The sequence below is a fragment of the Iodobacter ciconiae genome (assembly GCF_003952345.1).
GTDB lineage: Bacteria > Pseudomonadota > Gammaproteobacteria > Burkholderiales > Chitinibacteraceae > Iodobacter > Iodobacter ciconiae.
The window spans coordinates 1459887-1482887 of sequence record NZ_CP034433.1 but is presented as its reverse complement, the minus strand read 5'-3'; the positions used below and the strand labels follow the sequence as shown (position 1 = coordinate 1482887).

Sequence of the window (23001 nt, the reverse complement as noted above, 5' to 3'; positions counted from 1 at the left end):
GCTATCCTTTACGTGCCACGGACCGGTGGGAAAGTTTCCCATTCTGCACACGCAGGGCAATGCCAAAAGTATTGTTTTGCTTTAAAACCACAATGTGTACAGCGGTACATCGTTTGTTCTCGTGTTGCATCGTGAAGCAGCTTCACAATGACTTCCAGCTCTACTTTCTGATCATCAGGTGCAACTAAAAGATGAGCCTCCAGCGCCTTCCGCAAACTGGGCATGGTTGGATGAGCTTTTAGCCGCTCGCGAACAAACTCATGCGTAGCCAGCAAGCCCTGTTCCGTTAACAAACGCTCATAAGCCAGATCCAGCACATCTAATTCCGGATACTGACGCAACAAGCCAAGCAGCAGCTTTGTCCCATCCTCTGCACGCCCCTGAGCATCGTAAGCTGCCAATAAACCTCTTGCAGCAAGTGCAATATATAAAGGCTCCTGCGATTCAATTTTTAACCAGGCTTCAATTGCAGCATCAATATTGCCTGCATTTATCTCCAGATCAGCAAGAATCATATTTGCCCGCGCGCATTTACGATGCTCAGCAACCGCTTTTTGCAAGTAACCCCTTGCTGCAGCAGGCTCGGAACGTAAAGCGCCCTGCGAGGCAAGCTCACAATAAAACTGGGCAATTTCATGCTGATAGGTATGGCGCTCATCCCTCAATTGCTGTGCCGTTTCAATAGCCTTGGCCCATGCTTTTTCCTGCTGGTAGACACCAAGCAATTCAATTCGTGCCTGACGTGCGTAATCAGTATCAGCCAGCTCGGTTAACAGGCTTTCCGCGCGATCAAACAAACCTGCCTGCATAAAATCAAGTGCAAGCTCAAACTGTGCAGTCTGTTTTTGTGTAATTGTTAATTCACGGCGAACCAATAATTTTTGATGCATACGAATAGCGCGCTCTAATTCTCCACGGCGGCGAAATAAATGCCCCAGGGTAAATTGCAATTCAATTGTTTCTGCATGATGGCGAGCAATATCCACATAGACATCAACAGCCTGGTTAGTTTCACCATTCAATAAGTAATTGAGGCCTTTAAAATACGCAACAGGCAAGGAGCGTGTTTCGGATAGGACATGTTTAATATCTACGCGTGCAGCTAACCAGCCCAGGGCAAAAAAAACCGGCAGGGCAATAAGCCACCAATATTCAATTTCAAGCATAAGAAAATTTACAACGCATCACGAGGTTGTTCAACAAGAAGATCTGGCGGGAAGTCTGTTACAGTTTGCCGGGCACGTAATTCTTTTTTTAGCCCGACGATTTCACGGCGCAAACGAATAATCTTGGAAAAGGCAGCCAACAAACCAAAAACAGCGCCAATCACGAAGAATACCAACAATAGTAAGGCCAGTGGTGCTTGCCAGAAATAGCCCAAAAAGAATTTAAGCGTGACAGGTTCGGCATTGTGCATGGCAAAACCAAACATAATGACAAATAGAAAAAATTTAATAAACCAGAACAAATAGCGCATTGGTCTAAACCATAGAATATAAGCTAGCTCCCATTGTAACCGATTAAACACGATCTACACGATTAGGAATGACCTGGTATTAAGTAAGAATAAAGAAACAGAACGCTTTTATGCAAAAAGGCGACACCCTGAGGTGTCGCCTTGAAGCAGAATATCAAATCAGGGCATCAACCCTTTCTCTCAGCTCTTTGCCCGCTTTAAAGTGAGGAACAAATTTTTCCGGAACTGACACTTTCGCGCCTGATTTCGGATTGCGTCCCACTCGTGGCGGGCGGTAATTCAGATCAAAACTGCCAAAGCCACGAATCTCGATGCGCTGGCCTTGAGACAAGCTCTTAGCCATTGCATCCAAGATGGTTTTCACAGCCAGCTCTGCATCTTTCGCAACCAGCTGCGGATAACGCTGGGCGAGCTTTGCAATAAGCTCGGACTTGGTCATCCCACCTTGATCCATACTACTCGGCGCCGGACATCTTGGCTTTCAACAGCGCGCCAAGACTAGTTGTACCCGCAGTACCTGTGCTTTCTGTAGACAGCTTGCTCATTACTTCTGTTTCGTCAGCAGAATCTTTCGCTTTGATCGAAAGGTTGATCGAACGATTCTTACGATCAACGTTAATGATCATGGCTTCAACTTCGTCGCCTTCTTTCAGCACAGTACGGATGTCTTCAACGCGATCGCGTGAAACTTCTGTAGAGCGCAGGTAACCTTCAATTTCTTCAGACAGAGCAATGATCGCGCCCTTAGCATCCAAAGATTTTACAGCACCCTTAACAAGGGAGCCTTTATCGAAAGTAGAAACGTAGTTGTTGAAAGGATCACCTTCCATTTGCTTGATACCGAGGCTGATGCGCTCTTTTTCAGTGTCAATAGACAGAACCATCGCTTCAACTTCGTCGCCTTTCTTGTAGTTGCGAACGGCTTCTTCGCCGGCCACATTCCAAGACAGATCAGACAAGTGAACCAGACCGTCGATACCGCCTGCCAGACCAACAAACACACCGAAGTCAGTAATAGACTTGATAGCGCCCTTGATCTTGTCACCCTTCTTGAAGTTTTCTGCAAAATCATCCCATGGGTTAGCCATGCACTGTTTCATACCCAGTGAGATACGACGTTTTTCTTCGTCGATATCCAGAATCATCACTTCTACTTCATCGCCAAGCTGAACAACCTTGGATGGATGAACGTTTTTGTTAGTCCAATCCATTTCTGAAACGTGAACCAGACCTTCGATGCCTTGTTCGATTTCAACGAATGCGCCGTAGTCTGTAAGGTTGGTAACCTTACCGAACATACGTGTACCCGATGGGTAACGACGTGACAAACCAACCCAAGGATCTTCACCCAATTGCTTCAGACCCAGAGATACACGGTTTTTATCTTGATCGAACTTCAGAACCTTGGCTTCAACTTCATCGCCAACAGCCAGAACTTCGGATGGGTGCTTCACACGACGCCAAGCCAAGTCAGTGATGTGCAGCAGGCCGTCAATACCACCCAGATCAACGAACGCGCCGTAATCTGTAATGTTTTTAACGATACCCTTGATGATTGCGCCTTCCTTGAGTGTTTCAAGGAGCTTCTGACGCTCTTCACCCAAGGATTCTTCCAGCACGGCACGGCGTGAAACAACAACGTTGTTACGCTTGCGATCAAGCTTGATCACCTTGAACTCGATTTGCTTGCCTTCGAATGGGGTGGTGTCTTTAACCGGACGAATATCAACCAAAGAACCTGGCAAGAATGCGCGCAGACCGTTAACCATAACAGTCAGACCGCCCTTAACCTTACCGGAAATAACACCGGTCATAACCATGGCTTTTTCGAGGCAGTCTTCAAGCTCGATCCATGCGGCCAAGCGTTTCGCTTTTTCGCGGGAGAGTTTGGTTTCGCCGTAGCCGTTTTCAAGGCTATCGATCGCAACAGGAACGAAATCACCAACCTTAACATCAAGGTCACCGTTATCGTTTTTGAATTCTTCGAGCGGGATGAGCGACTCGGACTTCAGGCCGGCATTCACAGTCACGAAGTTATGGTCGATAGCAACCACTTCAGCAGTGATCACTTCACCAGCGCGCATTTCCTGACGCGTTAGGCTTTCTTCGAACAGAGCGGCAAAGCTTTCCATGGAGCCGGACAGAGTAGCAGTAGTCATATAAATGGAAATTTCCAAGCATTTCTGGCGGAATGCCAGAAATAAGTTAGTTAAACAAATGCTGCAAGGCTTTGCGCCCTGCTAACACGGCAAACGCCCCATAAGGGCAAAAGGCAACAAACCAAGGCCATAGCCTAGAGGGGTGATTCTAAAGAATTCTCTGTTATAGTTCAAGTACTTGGAGGCAGAAGGTGTGACTTATAACAAGAAAAACCACATTTTAAGTGATTATGTACGTGTTTTCCACCAGGATAAAACGCACTCAACCACCTGATCCAGACTCAACTCCGAAGTATCCAGCAACAATGCATCATGCCACTGCCGCAACGGTGCCTCCGCCCTTGCAGCATCACGCTCATCTCTGGATTGCAAATCCCGCATAATTGCCAATAAATCGGCAAGCTCACCCCTGTCAATCAATTGCTGATAACGGCGCTTAGCCCGAACTTCTGCCGTAGCTGTAAGAAAAATTTTAAGCTGTGCCTGCGGAAAAACCACCGACCCCATATCCCTGCCATCAGCCACCAGGCCCGGCCCCAGAGAAAATGCGCGCTGCCGCGCCAACAAAGCCCGCCTCACCGCGCTAAAAGCTGCAACTTGTGAAGCCCCTGCTCCGATCGATTCGCTGCGAATCAAGGCACTGACATCCTGTCCCGCCAGTAAAATCCGGCCATTATCAAAACACACATCCAAGGATTGAGCGATCCGTGCCACAGCCGGCTCGTTACACCAATCCACACCTGCCTGCTGAGCCGCCAAAGCAGTCAGTCGATACAAAGCACCAGAATCCAGATAAGCAAAACCCAGCACCTCGGCAACACGCTGTGCTACCGAGCCCTTACCCGAAGCAGATGGCCCATCAATAGCCAAAATAGCAACACCCGACATATTTTCCCTTTTGACGACCCAAACACCGCCAACTACGCTTTTAAAATTAATTCAATCGCTTGCAACTCGGCCTCATCAAAAGCCAGATTTTGTACGGCTAAAATATTCTCCTGGATTTGTGTAACCTGGCTTGCACCGATAATCACCGATGTCACCTTGAGCAGCGCCCATGCCAAAGCCATCTGAGCCAGTGTTTGCCCGCGTGATTGAGCAATCTGATTGAGCGCCTTAACCTGGGCAATACGCAGCTCTACCTTATCCGTTGTTAAAAAGGGATTATCAGATGCTGCAGCACGCGAATCAGCAGGAATGCCATTCAGATAGCGCGAGGTCAGCAACCCTTGTGCCAGCGGGCAAAAGGCAATCGAGCCAATCCCTTCCTCGCTCAGCACATCGCACAGACCATCTTCAATCCAGCGATCAAACATCGAATAGGACGGCTGGTGAATCAGGCAAGGCGTACCCAGCGCCTTTAAAATATGGCTCGCTTCTCGCGTTTGCTCGGCAGAGTATGATGAAATCCCCACGTACAGTGCTTTGCCCTGGCGGACCATCGCATCCAGTGCCGACATAGTCTCTTCAAGCGGGGTATCTGGATCAGGGCGATGCGAGTAGAAAATATCCACATAATCCAGCCCCATACGCTGCAGACTCTGATCGAGGCTGGCCATCAGATATTTACGACTTCCCCATTCGCCATAAGGGCCAGGCCACATTTCCCAGCCTGCTTTACTCGAAATAATCATCTCATCGCGATAAGGCTTGAGATCTTTAGCCAAAACACGGCCAAACGTAGATTCAGCCGCACCGGGTGGCGGGCCGTAATTATTGGCCAGATCAAAATGTGTAATGCCTGCGTCAAAAGCAGATAAAACCATATTGCGACTGGCTTCGTAGGCGCGATTTTCACCAAAGTTATGCCACAACCCCAAGGAAATGGCAGGGAGCTTTAAACCACTGCGCCCCACCCGGCGATAAGGCATAGCCTGATAACGCGTTTCACTAGCCTTATAATTCATTTTCATTTCCTTTAGTTAATTTACGTAAAAGCCGGCGCCCCATCAAAACGCCCATTCAAGCCTAGCCCGATCACGATCCGGACCGATGCCCCCATTGATTACGCGCCGAGCTGGCACGAACAATTTTCTCGTCCAAGCCTAAAGTATCATGACTTTCAATACACTCTATTAATGCCGATAATTGTGCCATATTGGCTTTTAAATCCAGTAAAATGGCTTTCTTATTGGCTAATGTAATATCCCGCCACATTTCAGGGTGAGATGCAGCGATACGGGTAAAATCCCGAAAGCCCGTAGCGGCAAAATCAAAGCAAAGCGCAGCATCATGCCGATCAAGTACCGCATTCATATAACTAAATGCCAATAAATGCGGAACATGGCTCACTGCAGAAAAAATGCCATCGTGCTCTGCGGCACTCATTTCAAACACCTGTGCCCCACAGGCATGCCATAAAGATTTTAATAACTCGATTGCATCTGGCGCACTTTCGGCAAGTGGCGTCAATACTACCCGCCGCCCTTCATACAAACCATATTGCGCAGCGGCTGCGCCTGACAATTCGGAGCCGGCAATCGGGTGGCCAGGTACGCAACGATGCAAATGATGAGGCAGATGCTGCCGGTAAAGCGCACAGACATCCTGCTTGGTAGAGCCTGCATCACTCACAATGCAATCATCAGGCAGATATGCCGCAATCTGCTGCAAAAGCACCGCCATCTGGCCGACAGGGGCACTAAGCAAAACCAAATCAGCATCCGCCACCGCCAAAGCCGCATCACTACTGGCTTCATCAATTACTTTAAGCTCAAGCGCCCGCGCCAGGTTATCCGGATTACGACCTACGCCCACAACATGCTCGACACACTTTGCCCGCTTTAGCGCCAAAGAAAACGAGCCTCCAATCAGACCCGTTCCAAGCAAAACCAGCTTTTTAAGCTTGCGCATCAGTCACCCAGAACTTCGAGTAATACATATTTAAACGCGGAGGCATCCGCAGGCGGATGAACCACTTTTTCACGCCGTACTTTGATTTTGTAGCTTTTACCCGCCACATAATCGAAACCTTCAATGTGATCATAAAACAGCGACCATTTCTCGGAAGGTGCTTCACGCACCTGCATACATTCCATTGGCCCAACACCGACACATGATTTCGTTTCCGGGGCAATATAGAGCACTTGTTCAACCGTACCGGGCTGGCGCACAAAAATCAGATATTCACCCCTGGTACTACTTAGCTCCAGACGATCCGGGCGCCCTAATTTAAAACGCTTTGCACCTTCAAGCACAGCCAGTACGGCAGTTTCATTACGCCGCTCCTCTTCCCCCAAACAGGCCATACGCGTTGTTGCAAGCGGACCCACTTTAAGTTTAGGCAGGGTACTGATCATCCCTGAATAACGATTACACCCAGCAAAGCCGCTTATGCGATCACCCCGAATTGTTAAGGTTGGCACTTTTTTATATGAGCGAGACATGACACCTGCATACTGCCATTCGCTTAAAATATAATCACCATCAAGCAAAGAACGCGCTTCTGCAGCAATAGACAACGTAAGTAAAGCCGCAAGCAGCGCTGTATTTTTAAGCATCTTCATGTTTATGACTCTTAATAACCTATAGTGAGCGCCCTAATGCCATGACCAGGGGCTTTAATCCAGCCATTAATTGCATCAAGGCTGCCAGACTCAAAGCCTGATCTGCTGCATAACGTGCTTCAGCAGGGCAAGGATGCACATCAAGCAGCACCCCATCTGCACCGGCGGCAATTGCGGCTTGCGCCAAGGCGGGCACCATCCATGCCTTACCACAGGCATCGCTCGGGTCAACCATTACGGGCAAATGAGTTTCCTGTTTCAGTACAGCAATTGCACTAATGTCCAGTACATTACGATAGGCATTTTCAAAAGTACGAATCCCATGCTCACAAAAAATAATATTGTGATTGCCACCAGCCGCAATTGATTCGGCCGCCATTAGCCATTCAACAATTGTTGCCGATACACCGCGCTTTAAAATAATCGGTTTATTAATCCGCCCTATTTCTCTCAATAAATCCAGATTTTGCATATTGCGCTCACCAATCTGAATCATCTCAATATCGTATTCCATAAAAGCATCAAGCATGCGCACATCAGGCAGCTCGGCCACTACGGGCAATTGATGACGCGCGGCAGCGTCTTTTAGCCAAGCCAAGGCTTCGCGCCCTTTTTGCGGCGCAGGTTCGGAATAAAATGCGCCACAACGCATCAGACGGCAAGACGCCGCAGCCAACAAATCAGCACTTAAATCCATTTGTTGCGCTGATTCGGCAGCATAGGGTCCGGCAATGATCTGAACTTGCTCGCCGCCGATTTCAATGCCGCGCACTTTAATTGTTGTGCCATCAGGGTGAGTGCTGCGAGAAACAATTTTGTACTGCTTGGCTACGCGATTAACCCGATCAACCCCTGGCAAAATAGCAAAACGAGAAGGATCCAGCCGCTCTTCATCACCAATTACGCCAATAATCGTCAGCTCTGCACCCCGGGAAAGGTGCTCTTTTAAACCGGATTGATGAATTTTACGTACTACCGCGTCAATTTGCGCTTCACTTGCGCCGTACTTCATCACAATAATCATCACGATCGCCTTTTAACGCTGGCTTATAAAAAACTAACGCTACCTCAAGTGCTCATGAAAAAATTTCCAGCAAAGCAATACACCAGATGTCAGCACAACATATACAGAGACATAGCGGCATCAGGGGAAAGAACTTTATCCTTCTTTGAATTGCTTTGCAGCCAGCTCAAGATAATAAAACATCGAAATAATTGTCAGTATCCCTGCCACATACAACGCCAGCTCACCCACAAATTGCGTAGAGATACCGGGCAGCAAGGGGCCAGACCAAAGCAGCAATAAAATAGCGATCATTTGTGCAGCGGTTTTCAATTTACCGATATAGGCAACTGCAGTGTTTTTTGATTTACCCAGCTGAGCCATCCATTCGCGCAAAGCTGAAATAGTAATCTCCCGGCCAATAATAATCACCGCCAGCCATGCAGGTGCGCGCGCCAGCTCGACCAGTAAAATCAATGCAGCAGCCACCATGAGTTTATCGGCAACAGGATCTAGAAACGCCCCAAAACTAGAGGTTTGATTCCAGCGACGGGCAAGATAGCCATCAAACCAGTCGGTAATTGCAGCTAAAAAAAACAGAGCACCACCCACCATGTTCTGCATCATCACGGGCATGACACTTGTGGGCAGATAAAAGACGCCCACAAAAATAGGAATCAGCGCCACGCGCAACCAAGTCAGAAAAATCGGCAAATTAAAAGGCATGCGAATACGTAACCCGATAGCAAACATTACAAGAAAACCGCATTCTAACAGCATGCACTGTCATATTTGCTGTCGACGGCATTTTATTGCGCGCATTCGTAAAGAATCTGCAACAGAGACGGGCTCCATTGCAGATTCTTTCATAATTCAAGCTCGAAACAAGCACCAACAGCGCCTCATAACCGTAAAAATAGTGGCACTGTGATCAGGCGTGTAAAACCGCATAGATTTTTTCTGCTAGGGCAGAGTTAATCCCATCCACCTGTTTTAGCTCATCCAGACTCGCTGCTTTCACCCCCTGTAAACCACCAAAACTTGCTAATAATTTCTGACGCCGCTTAGGGCCAATCCCTTCCACATCTTCCAGTGAAGACGTCACCCTTGTTTTTGCCCGCCGCGCGCGGTGGCCGGTAATGGCAAACCGGTGTGCCTCATCGCGAATTTGCTGAATCAGATGCAAAGCGGGGTGATCTCGCTTAAGCACAACAGGCGCAGGTCTGTCATTCAGAATTAATTGCTCCAATCCAGCCTTACGTGTTTCGCCTTTGGCAACGCCCAGCAAAATAGGGCTACTCATTCCGACCTCGGCCATGGCTTCGGTTGCCATAGAGAGCTGGCCTTTGCCGCCGTCGATCAATATCACATCAGGCACGACTCCCTCGCCCGCAGCAATTTTTCCGTAGCGGCGAATCAAAGCCTGACGCATCGCTGCGTAATCATCACCCGGCGTGATGCCTTCAATATTGTAGCGACGGTATTCTTTGGGCTGCATATCAAAACGGTCATACACCACGCAGGATGCAACGGTAGCTTCGCCCATAGTATGGGAGATATCAAAGCATTCAATACGGGCCACCGCATCGGGCCACCCGAGCGCCTCAATTAAAGATCCTAAACGCGCATGCTGAGTTGCTGTTTGACTGCTGCGTTGCAAAATAGCCAATTCGGCATTTTTAATCGCCATATCCAGCCAAACACGCCGCTCGCCATTGGGGTGGCTATTAAGCACCACCTTATGTTCGGCTTGCTGTCCAAGTAACTCTGCCAGTACATTGGCATTTTCCGGCTCTGGATGGCAAAAAATGACCGGTGGCACATTACGATCCAGATAATGCTGGGCCAGAAAGGCTTCCAGCGCAGCAGGTGCATCATAGCCATCTGCATGCGATGGGAATAAATTCTTATCACCTACATGTCGTCCGCCACGCACCATAGCCAAATTGACACAAATCATGCCACTACCGATCACACAAACTACGATATCAGCATCCACTTCGCTGCTATTACTTGAGACAAACTGTTTGTCCTGAATTCGTGATAGCGCATTAATTTGGTCACGAATGGCGGCAGCCTCTTCAAACAACCATGCCTCGGATGCAGTCTGCATACGCGTTTCGAGCTCACCCAATACTTCGCTGGCTTTGCCATTTAAAAAACGCACTGCGTTATTAACATCACTACGGTAATCATCCGCAGTAATCAAATCCACACAAGGGGCTGAGCAGCGTTTGATTTGATGCAATAAACACGGGCGGGAGCGATTGGCAAATACACTATCTTCGCAGGTGCGCAGTCTGAACACCTTTTGCAGCAACTGAATACTCTCTTTAACCACATAGCTATTTGGAAAAGGGCCAAAGTATTGGTGGCGCTTATCTAATGCTCCACGGTAATAAGCCAGCCTTGGGGAGGCATGCCCGGTAATTACCACATAGGGGTAACTTTTATCATCACGAAATAAAATGTTATAACGCGGGCTTAATGCTTTTATCAGATTATTTTCTAAAACCAGCGCCTCACCTTCGGAGCGAACCACCGTCGTTTCTAAGCCAATAACCTGTGCCAGCATCAAACGAATTCGGGGGCTATGATCATTTTTCTGAAAATAAGAACCAACGCGTTTTTTTAAACTAATCGCCTTACCTACGTAAAGTACGATGCCATCCGCCCCCAAAAATCGATAGACCCCTGGCTGACCCGGCAGGTTTTTAACTTGTTCCAGCAGCGCCTTTTGCGAACTTAAAGCGGCAGAATGGAAAGGGATTTCTGATGAAGATTGTTCAGGCATGGCTCAAAAATAATCAGCGAAGAGAGCGCAATTCTACCCCTAAGCCACAGCGGCCCGCGCCAAATAAAACGACTTTTTACACGGAAGAGTATTAGTGCCCGCCGATATTTCTCACCCGTCAGCATAAAAACCCGCTCATCATAGCGATGAGACTTTCAATAACTCTATTTTATGAAGAGAACTCTGTTCTGTGCTGTCGACAAACTCACTGTAACGGGCCAGATGACGGGCAGATAGGCGTAAACGATAAACTATTCAAAGCCCAATTTGAACTGCAAAAAAACACAGTCTGAAATATCATGAAATAAGGGAACACAGACCAAAGCCGAGCACACGCCCGGCTTTGGGTGTTTATTTCTTCAATAACACTTCAACATAACGGCGCACTCCCTCCTCCACCGTTAAAAAGTCTTCATCGTAGCCGGACTCCCGTAATAAGGTAGTATCGGCCTCGGTAAAACATTGATACTTCCCTTTGAGTGAATCCGGAAAATCAATATATTCCAGCACACCCTGTGTAATCATTTCTTCCAGGCTAAGTGTTGCTTTACCTTCATGCTCACGACAAGTATTAACTACCGCCAATGCTACGTCATTAAATGGCTGCGATTTACCTGTACCCAAATTGTAAATACCGCAAACATCGGGATTATCCAGAAACCATAGGTTGGCTTTAACAACATCTTCTACAGAAATAAAATCGCGCGTATGGCCACCATTACCGTAACCACCATACTCACCAAATAATTTTACTTTACCGTGTTCACGGTATTGATTGAAATGGTGAAAAGCCACCGAAGCCATACGGCCTTTATGCTGCTCACGCGGCCCATACACATTAAAATAACGAAAGCCCACAACCTGTGCAGTAATTTCATTCATACGCTGGCGCAGCACCTGGTCGAATAAAAGCTTGGAATAACCATATACATTCAGTGGAGCTTCACAATCAGGGCTTTCAATAAAACCATGATCACCATTGCCATAAGTAGCTGCACTGGATGCATATAAAAACTGCACTTCTTCGGCTTGGCACCAATCAAACAGAGCCAAGGTATATTGATAGTTATTATCCATCATATACTTTCCGTTATGCTCCATCGTATCTGAACAAGCCCCCTCATGGAAAATAGCAGTGATTTCGCCGTCGTAATGCCCTTCGCTTAAATCGGCAATAAAATCTTCTTTATCCGCGTAATGGCTAATTTGGCAATCAACCAGATTTTTAAATTGATCCGGCAAAGCCAAATCATCCACAGCAATAATCTCGGTTTCGCCACGAGCATTCAGGCCTTTAATAATATTTGAACCAATAAAACCGGCAGCTCCGGTAACAACGATTGCCATTTTGTATTCCTTTTAAATGATGACTATTTACGCATGGGTAAGCGCTTTACCCAGCCTCTATTTAGTTTTTACCAATTCGCGTGCTTAGTGCCAGAAACAGCCAGGCACCATGCGGCATCCATTGCTCTGTCCAGCGCCAGCTATTTGCCATGGTGGCTATTTCTGATTTTCTGAAATCAATATCGTTTTCATTATCTAAGCCACTGGTAATACCATTGCATACACCACCCGGGGCATTATAAAAGCCAACTTCATAGCGTGGATTGTTGCGACCCCAGCCTTGCAACATGCAGGCGTCAAAAGGATTTGCGCCCAGCAACCAGTCCAGCGCAGCTTGCTCATACTTTATCAATTTCGTGACTAGAGACAAATCATCAACAAAGAAAACTTGTGCACGGACACTGGCTGCGGCAAGCGAGCCTAAACGGGCGTTCTCGCCCTGCCACCAATAACCCGTACCATTATTATGCGGAATAAAAAATTGCTCGCACCCTGCTTCACCAGCCTGTTTTACAAACTGGCGCGGATAACCAAAGGGGTTATTGACACTGGCAAAGGTGATTTTGTATTCATACTCAAAAGCACAGCGCAGCGCTTCACGAATCCGCCCAACTAAAGGCGAGCTAGGTACAACTTCGACAAAACGCATCAGCGCAATATAAGGCAAGCCTGCTTCCGCAGCGTGAAAATAACTACGCTCCCCGGCTGCATCGGCTTTAAACCAACCCTCTGCTGTTTGCCGCTCCAGTAAATTTAAAACCCGCCGTACAGCGGCATCTGCATAGACTGCATCACCACTTACTTCCAGTAATTCACAAGCGGCCAGCAAGGCGCAGTAATCGTCGATAATATTTTCGACACCATTATCTAGGTATTCAATATTGTACTGCTCAAGATGAGCAAAGCCACGCTGTGCTGCTTGCAAATAGAAAGCACGGCTGAATTCACCATCGCGCTGTAAGGCTGATGCGCGGGCCAACGCAGCGATGGCTACCCCACCGCCCTGACGATAGCCAGCCTGATAACAGGCAAATTTCTCGCCTTTTTGCGTTTCATAAGCGCAGATATCCCGGCGATTTTCGTCTTTGGACCATTGATCAAACACGGTCATATAGAAATAACCTGCCGGATCTTGCATACGCACTAAATAATCAGCGCCATGCAAGACCTCATCGACCATTCTTTCATTAAACCATTTAGATTGCGGCGGCAATTGCGCCAGGCCATCAAGCAAATTCCACACCACTTGTGGCGTTTGCTGCGGATTCATAAAGTTGGCAAAAGACAAATGGCTTAGGTATTTGGAGCAATCCCCCGAAGCATCATACCAGCCGCCATGCACATCACGACGCTCTTCGCCACCCCATTTGGGGCGACTGCGATCCGCTTTATCATACAAGCCGGTGCAGCGCTGGCCTTTGATGTAATGCACGATATCCGACAGAATTTGCTCAGAAAATAATTTTTTTGCAATACTAAAGGTGTGCGAGACCAGAGGGGGATTGATACCACCCACCACCAGAAAATACTCGCCCTCAGCATCCAGAGCAGAAAAATCAGCTACCCAGTAATGCCATTGCCCAGCCCCCCAATGATCCACGCCACCGCTTTGCTGAATCTCACCCGAAAAAGCCAGCTCGCGGCTCTCGCTGTGATACACACTAAAATGGCGCGCTGCAAAATCAGCAGGTGCATCAATAATGGCGATTTTTTGCCCTGCCAATTCAAAACCAAGGTGATTCAATAGTATTTTCAATATGCTCCCCTGCTTGTGCCTATACAGCGCCTAACATGCCTGCTGCGGTAAGCTCGGTCATTGTTTCAAAATCGGATGAAAGTTATTGATCACAGACTTGACATCGACGTTTATAATTCCCACATCTGCCTACCGGCATTCACCCGCTAATTTTCCAATCAATGCCTGATTTACCCTGCGCAAGTAAATAGCGATTTGCCGCCGAAAAATGCCCATTCCCAATAAACCCGCGATGAGCCGATAGCGGTGAAGGATGAGCCGAGCACAGGATGCAATGATGGCCAGCATCAATTAAGGCTTGCTTCTTTTTCGCATAAGCCCCCCAAAGCATAAAAACGATATGACTATGCTGCTCGGCCAGCGATTTAATTAAAGCATCGGTCAGCTCTTCCCAGCCCTGCCCGGCGTGCGATGCGGCTTTATCTGCTTCAACGGTTAAAACGCTATTAAGCAGCAAAACTCCCTGCGTGGCCCATGATTGAAGATTGCCATGCTGAGGAGGGGTATGACCCAGATCGCGCGTCTGTTCTTTAAAGATATTGACTAAAGAGGGGGGAGGCTTAACCCCGACAGGCACAGAAAAGCTCAAGCCGTGTGCCTGTCCAGCGCCATGATAGGGATCCTGCCCGAGCACAACTACTTTGACGTGCTCGGGCAGGACAGATTCAAGCGCCGCAAACCACCGTGATTGTTTCGGGTAAATAACCTTGCCTGCGGCAAGCTCCGCATCCAGAAACACGCTTAGCTGCTGCCATTTTGTGCTTTGCAACACATCACCGACTAAAAGCTGCCATTCAGCTGGCAATATCATCATATTTGCATCCCGCGCTCTGCATGCACAATACGGCGGTGGTTTCTGAAAACAGTGCGCTCGAACCAGTCACGCAAAGCTTCTTCCTGCAACAACAGGCGTGCAGTCAGCACATATCCGTGCTCCGCTACCGTGCAACCCATAATTTGGGCAGGCAACTGCAAGGAAAAAGGAAATACATGTGAAAGGCTAATAGCAAGCACACCATGCACGCCAACTGGCAAAGCAGCGGTATCCCGCCATGCAATTGTTTCCAGGCCAACGATAACCTCTTTGGGCGGCGGAAGGCTATGACTCGCATTTTTTGCAGTCCACAGAAGCATCAAGTCCAGCTTGGCGTGCAAAGCATCCTGTGCATGACCGCGCTCATCATTATTTGACTCGAACTCGGCCAGTACCGCAAGATAGCGCGTTGCTTCAAAAGCGCTTTGCTGCAACAAACCATGCCACGCAAGTGGTAAATGGGCGTGAAAATGTACGCCATCAGGAACAGGTAGTGGATTCATCAGTTTGAACCTTGGTTGTTTTACAAATTATAACGCAGCAAAGTTGTCTTTTTGCTGATCACAGCTAAGCTTTCAAAAAGACATTCAGACCTTATCTAAACGGAATACACACTATGCGCTACTCCGCACTCATGATGTGCCTGACTATTACGTTTGCCATTGCCACCGAGCCCAGCCATAAAGCACCGGTCCCTGCTCATAAAACTGAAAAGCCCGACGCAGAATCCGCCAGCAATGAAGCCCCCGCCCCTGAAATAATCCCCATCCCCCATTCTGCTCCTACTGGAAAACATGGCATTCCAGCACCCGGCCGCCGTAGCAGCAGCACCCACATCACAAAGAAACGCAGTACTACGGCACACAATCCATCTCCCGCGCCGAGTGTACACGGAGCGCCTCATGCAGGCGGGCACTGGGGCTACGAAGAAGGCAATACCGGCCCCAGCAGCTGGGGCAATATGAGTCCTTCATTTTCACTATGCACCGAGGGGAAAGAACAATCACCCATCAATATTACGACCAGCTATGCGCAAGAAATGGAAAAAATTAAATTCAGCTATGGCATGAGCAGAATTACCGTCCTTAATAACGGGCACACCATCCAGCTTAATATTGATCCGGGCAGCTTTATTGAAATAATGGGCAGTAAATATCAGCTCCTGCAATTTCACTTTCACACTCCAAGCGAAGAAGCCATCGGCGGAATACGCTATCCAATGGTTGCACACCTGGTGCATAAAAGTGAGGAAGGCAAGCTGGCTGTTGTTGCTGCACTTATTCAACAAGGAACACAGGACAATCCGCTCATTGAAACACTCTGGGACAAAATGCCTAGTGAACACAATGAGACACGAACATTTGATAAACTGACATACAGCCCTGCCGCACTACTTCCTCTGGATCAGTCTTTTTATACCTTTATGGGGTCTCTCACGACCCCCCCATGCTCCGAAGGTGTGCGCTGGTTGATCATGAAAAACCCACTTAGTATTTCTGCGCGGCAGATTGCGCGATTTCGCAAAGAGTTCCCAATGAACGCGAGGCCAATTCAATCAATCAACGCAAGAAATGTGATGGAGGGAATGTGAGTATTCCGCATGCCCCATATAACCCACACTACTATATCAGGCTGACTTGCCTTTGCCGCTCATAACAAAGAATTGCAGCGGCAGCGGCCACATTTAATGATTCAATCTGCCCGCTCATAGGAATAGTTAGTTTCAGGCTGGCCATATCTTGCAAGGCTTGCGAAACGCCAGCACCTTCCGACCCAAGAACCAGAGCCAGATCACCCGCTAAATTTGCGGCATAAGGAGGTACAGCGCTCTCCAGAGTCGTCACAGCCACATCACCGGAAAATCTACCAGCAAAAGAAAGTAAATCGGCATGCTCCAGCATTTCCAATACAAAGTGCGCCCCCATCCCTGCCCGCAGAACTTTGGGCGACCAGATATCAGCACACTCATCTGCGAGCAGTACCTGATCTACACCAAACGCCACTGCAGACCGCAAAATAGTGCCCACATTACCAGGATCTTGCACCCCGTCCAGCAACAGGCAAAAACCACATTCACGTGCTGCGGCGACAGAAGGAATAGCATAGAGCCCCATCACGCCCGTGGTACTGGGCAAATCACTCAGCTCGGCAAACAAAGCTTCATCTAATACAGTTTGTGCCGCAGTAAAACGCTGCAAAAGTATCTGCACTTCGGTGTTTTCACGCGCTGATGGCGTTAAAATGATTCTCTCCAATACCCCGCCTGCATCCGCCAAAGCCAACAAAAGATGTGTACCATCAAGCAGGGTCTGCCTGGTTTTTTTTCGCTCACGGCGGCTACTGGAAAGTTTCAATAAAGACTTAAAAAAAGGATTCTGACGGGAAGAAATAACAAGCATAGATAACCTAAAGCAATCAGCGATGCTGAGCGGGGTGATGAGATAGAGCGCGACTGGTCAGTAAACCAATCTGCTTAAAATGCTGATAATGCGCATCTGTGATACTGTCACCGCCATGCCGGTCTGCATAGATAATTCCTACCGCTTTGTCCCCCACGAAGATGGACATTGCGCAAAACTCTCCCCGGCCGACCTGATTACGAAAACCAGCTGGCAGCATAGGCTCCAGACTTGCGGCATTAGCTGAATTTAGCCAGATACTTTGCTGCTTTAACATAAGCCGCGTCAGTAAATGTGGCTCATCCAGTTTGATATGCAGCTGCCGTGCGGGGTCGGCTGGCTCTATACCATGGGCAAAGCGCGCTTTAACAGCGTTTTCCCCAGTTACCATCAGCGCAAAAAGAATACGGCGCATACCCAACCCTTCAGCTAAAGCGCGCACCGCCAGCGTCATAATCTGATTGGCAGGCGCCCCCTGAGCCCCCGCCAGATGAAGTGCTTGCATTCTTTCTGCCAGGATATCTTTAGTTACTACAGGTACCACCGCCTGCGGTGCAACTGCAGGCTGAGGCCATTCACCTGGCAGCATGGGCAACCAGCGGGCTGCTGGCCAGCCTTGTTTCTGAGGCTCATTTCGCGCGTATTGCAGCATTAATCGGTTGACTCTTTGCCAGATATCATCGACCGAAGTATTTAATATTTCAGCCATAGTGCGCAAACCGATAGCTACCTCGGGCTGCCACCAGCCACGATCCAACAAATGAGCCAATTGCAATGTGGCCTGCTGCAAAAGCTGCCTTGGAGAGGAAGGTTCCTGTGACAATAAAGCATCCAGTGCCAGGGGTAACGACCAGGCGGCCAGCAAAGCATAGGCCTCATCCCGCCCAGGAGGTGCGGCAGGATCAATATCGTGAGCCAGAAGTTCCAGAATTTCCGGCATACGGCTGAGTAAAGCAGAGATAAAAACCTCATCCAGATGCGCATCATAGCGCTCACTGGCAAACTCTCTCGCCAGCTTTGCACAAAAACGGCTATCGGCAACACATTTGTGTATACGGGCAATGGTAAGCGGGTGGCTTTGCAGGACGTCTTCTAAAATGGGCTGCCGGATAAAATACTCAATAAATGGAGTCACCCCCATCAGCATCACAATCCCATTAACGGTTGTGATATCGGCTGCCAGACTATTTTTTTGCCGCTGATTAATATAGCGCAGTGCCTGAGCGGTAAGCAGAGGATCTCTTAAAACAATGTCGGCTAAATCAGCCGGGCTGAAGCGATCAGCGCGACGCAGTGCCAGAAGCAACTGCTCACGGCTGGACTGCAAAATAGGCAGGCTGCGACGAGCCCAGTAGGCCAGCCAGGCGACATTACTTGTAGCGGGTGGGGGAGCTAGATTTTCCATACCAAAAGTCTGCTGCCTTTCCAATCTCCAATATCACATACGCGGGCGGGGGGCGCATTGGGAATATCAAAGCTATTGCTAATTAATAAGCTACCGGGCCGCATTTCTTTTTGCGCTTTCTCCCAGAGCAAGCTCATCGGTTCAGGTGACAAATAGGCATAAACTACATCATAAGCAGCTAAGTCGGCGGCAAATGCATCACCGTGCAACCAGCCCGCACTGCTTCGGGCTAAACGCAAGCGACCAAACAACCAGGGAAGCCAGGAAAATTCAATACCATCTGCCTGTACATCGGGGCGGTGATAGACAAACCATGCCAGTACAGTCCCCGTGCCAGCTCCTAAATCCAGTAGCCGCGCACCCTGTGGTACCTGCTCTGCCAGCCGCTCCAAAGCCTGGGTATTACTTAGATAGAGCGGCACTCTATTGCGCAATACGCCGCCAAACAGCATCCAGCTCAAAACCAAAGCGGCCAGGTACCAAAGTGGATCAACCGGAAGAAACAGTGCCAGCAATACAACAAACGGGAAAACAAGATGAATATAGCGCCACCATTTTCCATCGTGCCAGCGCAAAGATGCCATAAACGACATGCCTGCGACCAAAACTGCCCAGATGATTGCTGGCCATCGAACAAGGCCAACTATCGTTGCGCTCAGTACTATAGCGCTTAATTGAATCAAGACAAAGCGCAGGGCCTGTGTCATTTACCCGTCTTTTCTGCAACAGCAGAGGCCTCTTCCTGGCTTTTCCCCGCCTGCTGGCGAATATTATCTTCAGCATCATGATTTAATACCACAATACTAATACGCCGATTAACCGGATTATAAATGTTAGCCGTATCAAGGGGAACTACATCACCAAAACCATTCACACGCAATATTTTTTTATCGGACAAGCCACCTGCAATTAATTCTCGACGTGAGGCATTAGCCCGATCGGCTGACAATTCCCAATTACTGTACCCCTCATCCCCCCCTGCAAAACGGGATGAATCAGTATGCCCGGACAAGGAAACTGCATTAGGTACTTCATTAAGAAATTCAGCGATTTCACGCAGCATATCACGACTAAAGGATTCGAGATCTGAACTGCCTGATTTAAACATGGGCCGATTTTGTTCATCCACGATCTGAATTCTTAAACCCTCTGCCACCATATCAAGTTTCAATTGGTTTTTAAACTGAGCCAGCTTGGAATTTTCTTTAATTTTATTAGCCATCAAAGCTTCAAACTTCTGTTTAAGCTCGGATAAACGTTTTTTATCTTTTGCAGCAACTACATCACCATTTTTAACCTGCCCAGTCTGCTTAGTTAAATCATTTCCACCGCCTTTAATCAAAGAGGTTGCATCACCAGCCCCATCCCCTCCAGACATAGATACTTTTAGCGGATTAGCAAAATAGCTGGTAATCCCTTTCATCGTCCCTTTGGATACAGAGCCCAGCAGCCACATTAGTAAAAAGAAAGCCATCATCGCTGTTACAAAATCGGCATAGGCAATTTTCCAGGCCCCGCCATGATGACCATGGCCGCCTTTTTTAATTCGTTTGACCACGATGGGGCGTTGTGAATCGTCGCTCATTTTGCGCTACCTTAGAAACTATGTGGTTTTACTTACCCTTGGCACTCTTTACATGCTCTTCTAACTCTTTAAAGCTTGGACGATCACTACCGCTAAGGGCTTTGCGGCCAAACTCAACGGCAACTTGCGGCGCATAGCCATTCAGGCTGGCCAGTAAAGTCACCTTTACCGCCTGAAATGCAATACTTGTTGCTGCACCTTGTTTTTCCAGCACGGTTGCCAAGGGCCCTACAAAGCCGTAAGCCAGCCAAATCCCCATAAATGTACCGACCAGCGCGGCACCAATCAGCTCACCCAAAGCAGGCGGCGGCAAGTGCAGCGATCCCATTACGTGCACAACGCCCATAACCGCAGCCACAATACCAAAAGCGGGCAAACCGTCAGCCAGCTTGGTGATTGCATCCACCGCGACATGCGCATCGGCATGGTGAGCTTCTAATTCCACATCCATCAGATTTTCAATTTCCATCGAATTCAAATTTCCCCCCACCATTAAACGCAGGTAATCGCAGAGAAATTCAGTGAGGTGATGATCTTTTTCAATGGAAGGATATTTGGAAATAATCGGGCTGGAGTGAGGATCTTCAATATCTGTTTCAATCGACATCAAGCCTTCTTTTCGCACCTTGGAAAGAATCTCGAACATCATGGCAAATAAGTCCATAAAAAAAGGCTTGGTATATGGCGTATTTTTAAATAACAGAGGCAGCGCAGCAACCGTTTGCTTCATCCCCTTGGCACCCTGAGCGGCAATCATCCCGCCAATTGCTCCCCCAAAAATAATAACAATTTCAGAGGGTTGCCAAAATACGGCTAAATGTCCGCCGTGCACAACATAAGCGCCCAAAATACAAACGCACATAAAAACGTAGCCAATAATGACGAACATGCGTCAGCTTCCCTGTAATGATCTAATAAAATAACTTACTTAACTTGCATATTAGAAGATTGAATACAGCACGACAACCAATTCGGGAGAATTAAAAAGAAATGAATAACCTGGCGAGCTGCGTTACCAGAGGGGTGCCTGTGCGCCAGCCCTCATTACAGGACCAAAACTTTTCCTATGTACAGGACAGGGACCAAGGCGCTTAAGTGCTTCAAGATGCTGTGCCGTCGGATAGCCTTTATGCTGAGTGAAACCGTAGCCTGGATAAAGGACATCAAAGCCATCCACCTCTCTATCCCGGCTCACTTTTGCCAAAATAGAGGCGGCTGAAATGCAGTTTTCCAGCGCATCTCCTCCAATAATGGCACGACCTGGAACAAGTAGCCCCTTGGGGACACGATTACCATCAATTAAGGCTTCGGCAGGCACAACAGAGAGGCCTGAAACAGCACGCTGCATAGCCAGCATCGTGGCATGCAGTATATTAAGCTCGTCAATTTCCTCGATAGACGCAAAGGCAACCGACCAGGAAACAGCACAGGATTTAATTAAATCAAATAAAACATCACGGCGGCGAGCAGTTAATTTTTTTGAATCATTCAGACCGGGCAAATCGTAGTGCGCGGGTAAAATAACTGCGGCAGCATACACCGCACCGGCCAAAGGCCCCCTACCCGCCTCGTCAACGCCACAGATCAGGCTCACGCTCTGGCACCCAACACTGAGCACACCGCATCTGCCGCACGCTCTGCCGCTTCGCAGCGTAAACCAAGATGCAAATCAGCAAAGCGCCGACTGAGCGCCGTTGCAAGGCGCTTATCATCATACAAATTACTGATGACCTGAAGTAAGTTATCTGAGGTTGCATCATCTTGCAAAAGCTCAGGCACAATAAATCTTTCAGCCAGCACATTAGGCAGGCTAACATAAGGTAGCCGAAGTTTTCTTTTGACTATGCGGTAAGTCAGCGAAGACAAACGATAAGTTACCACCATGGGCCGCCGTGACATCATCGCCTCCAGAGTAGCCGTTCCAGAGGCCAGCAAAATAACATCAGCAGCTTGCATCGCTTCATGAGCATGACCAAACATTAGGCGAAACGGCAACGCTTGCGCGCCTTGTTTCCAGATTTCCTGTTCGAATAAAAGCCGGGTTTCACGCGTGACAAAGGGCACCAGAAACAGGGCGTTAGGATAACGATCAAGCAGCTTTTTTGCCGTTTCAACAAACAGAGCAGCCAGCATGCTAACTTCACTTTGGCGGCTGCCGGGCAGTAAGGCAAATACGGCTTTTTGCGGGGGAATATCTAAAACCTCACGCACCGCCAGTTGATCGGGAACCTCAGGGAAAATCTCAGCCAAAGGATGACCTACATAGCTGGCAGGGATGCGCGCATCCTGGTAAATCTTTTCTTCAAAAGGAAAAAGCAGCAGCATATGTGAAACACACTGCCCGATTTTCTTTAGCCGCTCCGAACGCCACGCCCACACGGACGGGCCAACATAATGGATTGTTGGTATACCAGCCTGTTTGAGTGACTTCTCTAATCCAAAATTAAAATCAGGTGCATCAATCCCGATAAATAAATCAGGTTTATCTGCCAGCAATTGCTGTTTTAATTGACGACGGATGCGCAGTAATTCGGGCAGATGACGAATCACTTCCATATAGCCGCGCACAGCCAGTTTTTCCATAGGCACAACAGAAGCGCAGCCTGCTGCTTGCATTTTAGGGCCGGCAATGCCAAAAAATTCAGCATGTGGCAGACGTTTTTTTAGTGCCAGAATAAGCTGGCTTCCTAATAAATCGCCCGAAGATTCACCGGCCACAACAGCAATACGCAGGCGAGCTTGAGTATTCAATATGC

Annotated in this window: 23 protein-coding genes; 1 reads left to right on the top strand and 22 read right to left on the bottom strand. The window is 48.3% G+C overall.

Translation table 11 applies throughout. From position 1 onward, the window contains the following. Window positions 1-8: 8 nt before the first annotated feature. From lapB to EJO50_RS06430, 15 genes are all read right to left on the bottom strand, one after another. Window positions 9-1166: a lipopolysaccharide assembly protein LapB gene (gene lapB / locus EJO50_RS06500; RefSeq protein WP_125972573.1), complete on the bottom strand. Its 1158-nt coding sequence runs from the start codon at window positions 1164-1166 to the stop codon at window positions 9-11. A gap of 8 nt (window positions 1167-1174) precedes the next feature. Then, window positions 1175-1477 carry a LapA family protein gene (locus tag EJO50_RS06495; protein ID WP_125972571.1) on the bottom strand — a complete coding sequence of 101 codons (303 nt, stop codon included), beginning with the start codon at window positions 1475-1477 and terminating at the stop codon, window positions 1175-1177. 154 nt (window positions 1478-1631) lie between these two features. Beyond that, window positions 1632-1916, bottom strand: coding sequence for an integration host factor subunit beta (locus EJO50_RS06490; protein WP_125972569.1), 285 nt, complete (start codon window positions 1914-1916; stop codon window positions 1632-1634). A 16-nt stretch (window positions 1917-1932) separates the two neighbouring features. Continuing rightward, the gene (rpsA, locus tag EJO50_RS06485; RefSeq protein WP_125976338.1) at window positions 1933-3609 is read right to left on the bottom strand and encodes a 30S ribosomal protein S1; all 1677 of its coding nucleotides are present in this window, start codon (window positions 3607-3609) and stop codon (window positions 1933-1935) included. A 255-nt stretch (window positions 3610-3864) separates the two neighbouring features. Beyond that, entirely contained in the window at window positions 3865-4524 is a 660-nt protein-coding gene (gene cmk, locus EJO50_RS06480) for a (d)CMP kinase (protein WP_125972567.1), read from the bottom strand. A gap of 32 nt (window positions 4525-4556) precedes the next feature. Continuing rightward, a complete protein-coding gene (locus EJO50_RS06475) occupies window positions 4557-5543 on the bottom strand; it encodes an aldo/keto reductase (RefSeq protein ID WP_125972565.1) in 987 nt (328 codons plus the stop codon). Window positions 5544-5613: 70 nt separating this feature from the next. Beyond that, window positions 5614-6489, bottom strand: a complete 876-nt coding sequence (locus EJO50_RS06470; RefSeq protein WP_206434466.1) for a prephenate dehydrogenase — start codon at window positions 6487-6489, stop codon at window positions 5614-5616. Next, window positions 6489-7142 carry an META and DUF4377 domain-containing protein gene (locus EJO50_RS06465; protein ID WP_125972562.1) on the bottom strand — a complete coding sequence of 218 codons (654 nt, stop codon included), beginning with the start codon at window positions 7140-7142 and terminating at the stop codon, window positions 6489-6491. The genes EJO50_RS06470 and EJO50_RS06465 overlap by 1 nt, the downstream gene beginning before the upstream one ends. Window positions 7143-7161: 19 nt before the next feature. After that, window positions 7162-8166: a 3-deoxy-7-phosphoheptulonate synthase gene (locus EJO50_RS06460; RefSeq protein WP_125972560.1), complete on the bottom strand. Its 1005-nt coding sequence runs from the start codon at window positions 8164-8166 to the stop codon at window positions 7162-7164. A 135-nt stretch (window positions 8167-8301) separates the two neighbouring features. Then, entirely contained in the window at window positions 8302-8871 is a 570-nt protein-coding gene (pgsA, locus tag EJO50_RS06455; RefSeq protein WP_125976336.1) for a CDP-diacylglycerol--glycerol-3-phosphate 3-phosphatidyltransferase, read from the bottom strand. Between the two features lie 205 nt (window positions 8872-9076). After that, window positions 9077-10939, bottom strand: a complete 1863-nt coding sequence (gene uvrC, locus EJO50_RS06450; RefSeq protein ID WP_125972558.1) for an excinuclease ABC subunit UvrC — start codon at window positions 10937-10939, stop codon at window positions 9077-9079. Between the two features lie 351 nt (window positions 10940-11290). Then, window positions 11291-12286 carry an ADP-glyceromanno-heptose 6-epimerase gene (gene rfaD, locus EJO50_RS06445; protein ID WP_125972556.1) on the bottom strand — a complete coding sequence of 332 codons (996 nt, stop codon included), beginning with the start codon at window positions 12284-12286 and terminating at the stop codon, window positions 11291-11293. 61 nt (window positions 12287-12347) lie between these two features. Beyond that, the gene (locus EJO50_RS06440; RefSeq protein WP_125972554.1) at window positions 12348-14042 is read right to left on the bottom strand and encodes a glycoside hydrolase family 9 protein; all 1695 of its coding nucleotides are present in this window, start codon (window positions 14040-14042) and stop codon (window positions 12348-12350) included. Between the two features lie 139 nt (window positions 14043-14181). Further along, window positions 14182-14856 (bottom strand): uracil-DNA glycosylase, encoded by a 675-nt coding sequence (gene ung / locus EJO50_RS06435; protein WP_125972552.1) that lies wholly within the window; start codon window positions 14854-14856, stop codon window positions 14182-14184. Next, window positions 14853-15359 (bottom strand): PilZ domain-containing protein, encoded by a 507-nt coding sequence (locus tag EJO50_RS06430; RefSeq protein ID WP_125972550.1) that lies wholly within the window; start codon window positions 15357-15359, stop codon window positions 14853-14855. The genes ung and EJO50_RS06430 overlap by 4 nt, the downstream gene beginning before the upstream one ends. A gap of 113 nt (window positions 15360-15472) precedes the next feature. Here EJO50_RS06430 and EJO50_RS06425 point away from each other — a divergent pair, with 113 nt between their 5' ends. Next, on the top strand, window positions 15473-16447 hold the full coding sequence (locus EJO50_RS06425; protein ID WP_125972548.1) for a carbonic anhydrase: 975 nt from the start codon (window positions 15473-15475) through the stop codon (window positions 16445-16447). A gap of 31 nt (window positions 16448-16478) precedes the next feature. On the opposite strand, the gene EJO50_RS06420 is transcribed toward EJO50_RS06425, so the two are convergent. From EJO50_RS06420 to lpxB, 7 genes are all read right to left on the bottom strand, one after another. After that, complete coding sequence (locus EJO50_RS06420) at window positions 16479-17255, bottom strand: TrmH family RNA methyltransferase (RefSeq protein WP_125972546.1); 777 nt, start codon at window positions 17253-17255, stop codon at window positions 16479-16481. 16 nt (window positions 17256-17271) lie between these two features. Next, window positions 17272-18660, bottom strand: coding sequence for an HDOD domain-containing protein (locus tag EJO50_RS06415; RefSeq protein ID WP_125972544.1), 1389 nt, complete (start codon window positions 18658-18660; stop codon window positions 17272-17274). After that, window positions 18648-19367, bottom strand: coding sequence for a class I SAM-dependent methyltransferase (locus EJO50_RS06410; RefSeq protein ID WP_125972542.1), 720 nt, complete (start codon window positions 19365-19367; stop codon window positions 18648-18650). The genes EJO50_RS06415 and EJO50_RS06410 overlap by 13 nt, the downstream gene beginning before the upstream one ends. Beyond that, the gene (motB, locus tag EJO50_RS06405; RefSeq protein WP_125972540.1) at window positions 19364-20245 is read right to left on the bottom strand and encodes a flagellar motor protein MotB; all 882 of its coding nucleotides are present in this window, start codon (window positions 20243-20245) and stop codon (window positions 19364-19366) included. The genes EJO50_RS06410 and motB overlap by 4 nt, the downstream gene beginning before the upstream one ends. Before the next feature lie 28 nt (window positions 20246-20273). Beyond that, the gene (motA, locus tag EJO50_RS06400) at window positions 20274-21134 is read right to left on the bottom strand and encodes a flagellar motor stator protein MotA (RefSeq protein ID WP_125972538.1); all 861 of its coding nucleotides are present in this window, start codon (window positions 21132-21134) and stop codon (window positions 20274-20276) included. A gap of 123 nt (window positions 21135-21257) precedes the next feature. Then, window positions 21258-21833: a ribonuclease HII gene (gene rnhB, locus EJO50_RS06395; protein ID WP_125976334.1), complete on the bottom strand. Its 576-nt coding sequence runs from the start codon at window positions 21831-21833 to the stop codon at window positions 21258-21260. 2 nt (window positions 21834-21835) lie between these two features. Further along, window positions 21836-22996 (bottom strand): lipid-A-disaccharide synthase, encoded by a 1161-nt coding sequence (lpxB, locus tag EJO50_RS06390; protein WP_308418411.1) that lies wholly within the window; start codon window positions 22994-22996, stop codon window positions 21836-21838. Window positions 22997-23001: the final 5 nt, after the last annotated feature.

Coding starts and splice junctions, on each gene's coding strand:
- lapB (WP_125972573.1), bottom strand. CDS start 1,166: ATGCTTGAAATTGAATATTGGTGGCTTATTGCCCTGCCGGTTTTTTTT.
- EJO50_RS06495 (WP_125972571.1), bottom strand. CDS start 1,477: ATGCGCTATTTGTTCTGGTTTATTAAATTTTTTCTATTTGTCATTATG.
- EJO50_RS06490 (WP_125972569.1), bottom strand. CDS start 1,916: ATGACCAAGTCCGAGCTTATTGCAAAGCTCGCCCAGCGTTATCCGCAG.
- rpsA (WP_125976338.1), bottom strand. CDS start 3,609: ATGGAAAGCTTTGCCGCTCTGTTCGAAGAAAGCCTAACGCGTCAGGAA.
- cmk (WP_125972567.1), bottom strand. CDS start 4,524: ATGTCGGGTGTTGCTATTTTGGCTATTGATGGGCCATCTGCTTCGGGT.
- EJO50_RS06475 (WP_125972565.1), bottom strand. CDS start 5,543: ATGAATTATAAGGCTAGTGAAACGCGTTATCAGGCTATGCCTTATCGC.
- EJO50_RS06470 (WP_206434466.1), bottom strand. CDS start 6,489: ATGCGCAAGCTTAAAAAGCTGGTTTTGCTTGGAACGGGTCTGATTGGA.
- EJO50_RS06465 (WP_125972562.1), bottom strand. CDS start 7,142: ATGAAGATGCTTAAAAATACAGCGCTGCTTGCGGCTTTACTTACGTTG.
- EJO50_RS06460 (WP_125972560.1), bottom strand. CDS start 8,166: ATGATTATTGTGATGAAGTACGGCGCAAGTGAAGCGCAAATTGACGCG.
- pgsA (WP_125976336.1), bottom strand. CDS start 8,871: ATGCCTTTTAATTTGCCGATTTTTCTGACTTGGTTGCGCGTGGCGCTG.
- uvrC (WP_125972558.1), bottom strand. CDS start 10,939: ATGCCTGAACAATCTTCATCAGAAATCCCTTTCCATTCTGCCGCTTTA.
- rfaD (WP_125972556.1), bottom strand. CDS start 12,286: ATGGCAATCGTTGTTACCGGAGCTGCCGGTTTTATTGGTTCAAATATT.
- ung (WP_125972552.1), bottom strand. CDS start 14,856: ATGATGATATTGCCAGCTGAATGGCAGCTTTTAGTCGGTGATGTGTTG.
- EJO50_RS06430 (WP_125972550.1), bottom strand. CDS start 15,359: ATGAATCCACTACCTGTTCCTGATGGCGTACATTTTCACGCCCATTTA.
- EJO50_RS06425 (WP_125972548.1), top strand. CDS start 15,473: ATGCGCTACTCCGCACTCATGATGTGCCTGACTATTACGTTTGCCATT.
- EJO50_RS06420 (WP_125972546.1), bottom strand. CDS start 17,255: ATGCTTGTTATTTCTTCCCGTCAGAATCCTTTTTTTAAGTCTTTATTG.
- EJO50_RS06415 (WP_125972544.1), bottom strand. CDS start 18,660: ATGGAAAATCTAGCTCCCCCACCCGCTACAAGTAATGTCGCCTGGCTG.
- EJO50_RS06410 (WP_125972542.1), bottom strand. CDS start 19,367: ATGACACAGGCCCTGCGCTTTGTCTTGATTCAATTAAGCGCTATAGTA.
- motB (WP_125972540.1), bottom strand. CDS start 20,245: ATGAGCGACGATTCACAACGCCCCATCGTGGTCAAACGAATTAAAAAA.
- motA (WP_125972538.1), bottom strand. CDS start 21,134: ATGTTCGTCATTATTGGCTACGTTTTTATGTGCGTTTGTATTTTGGGC.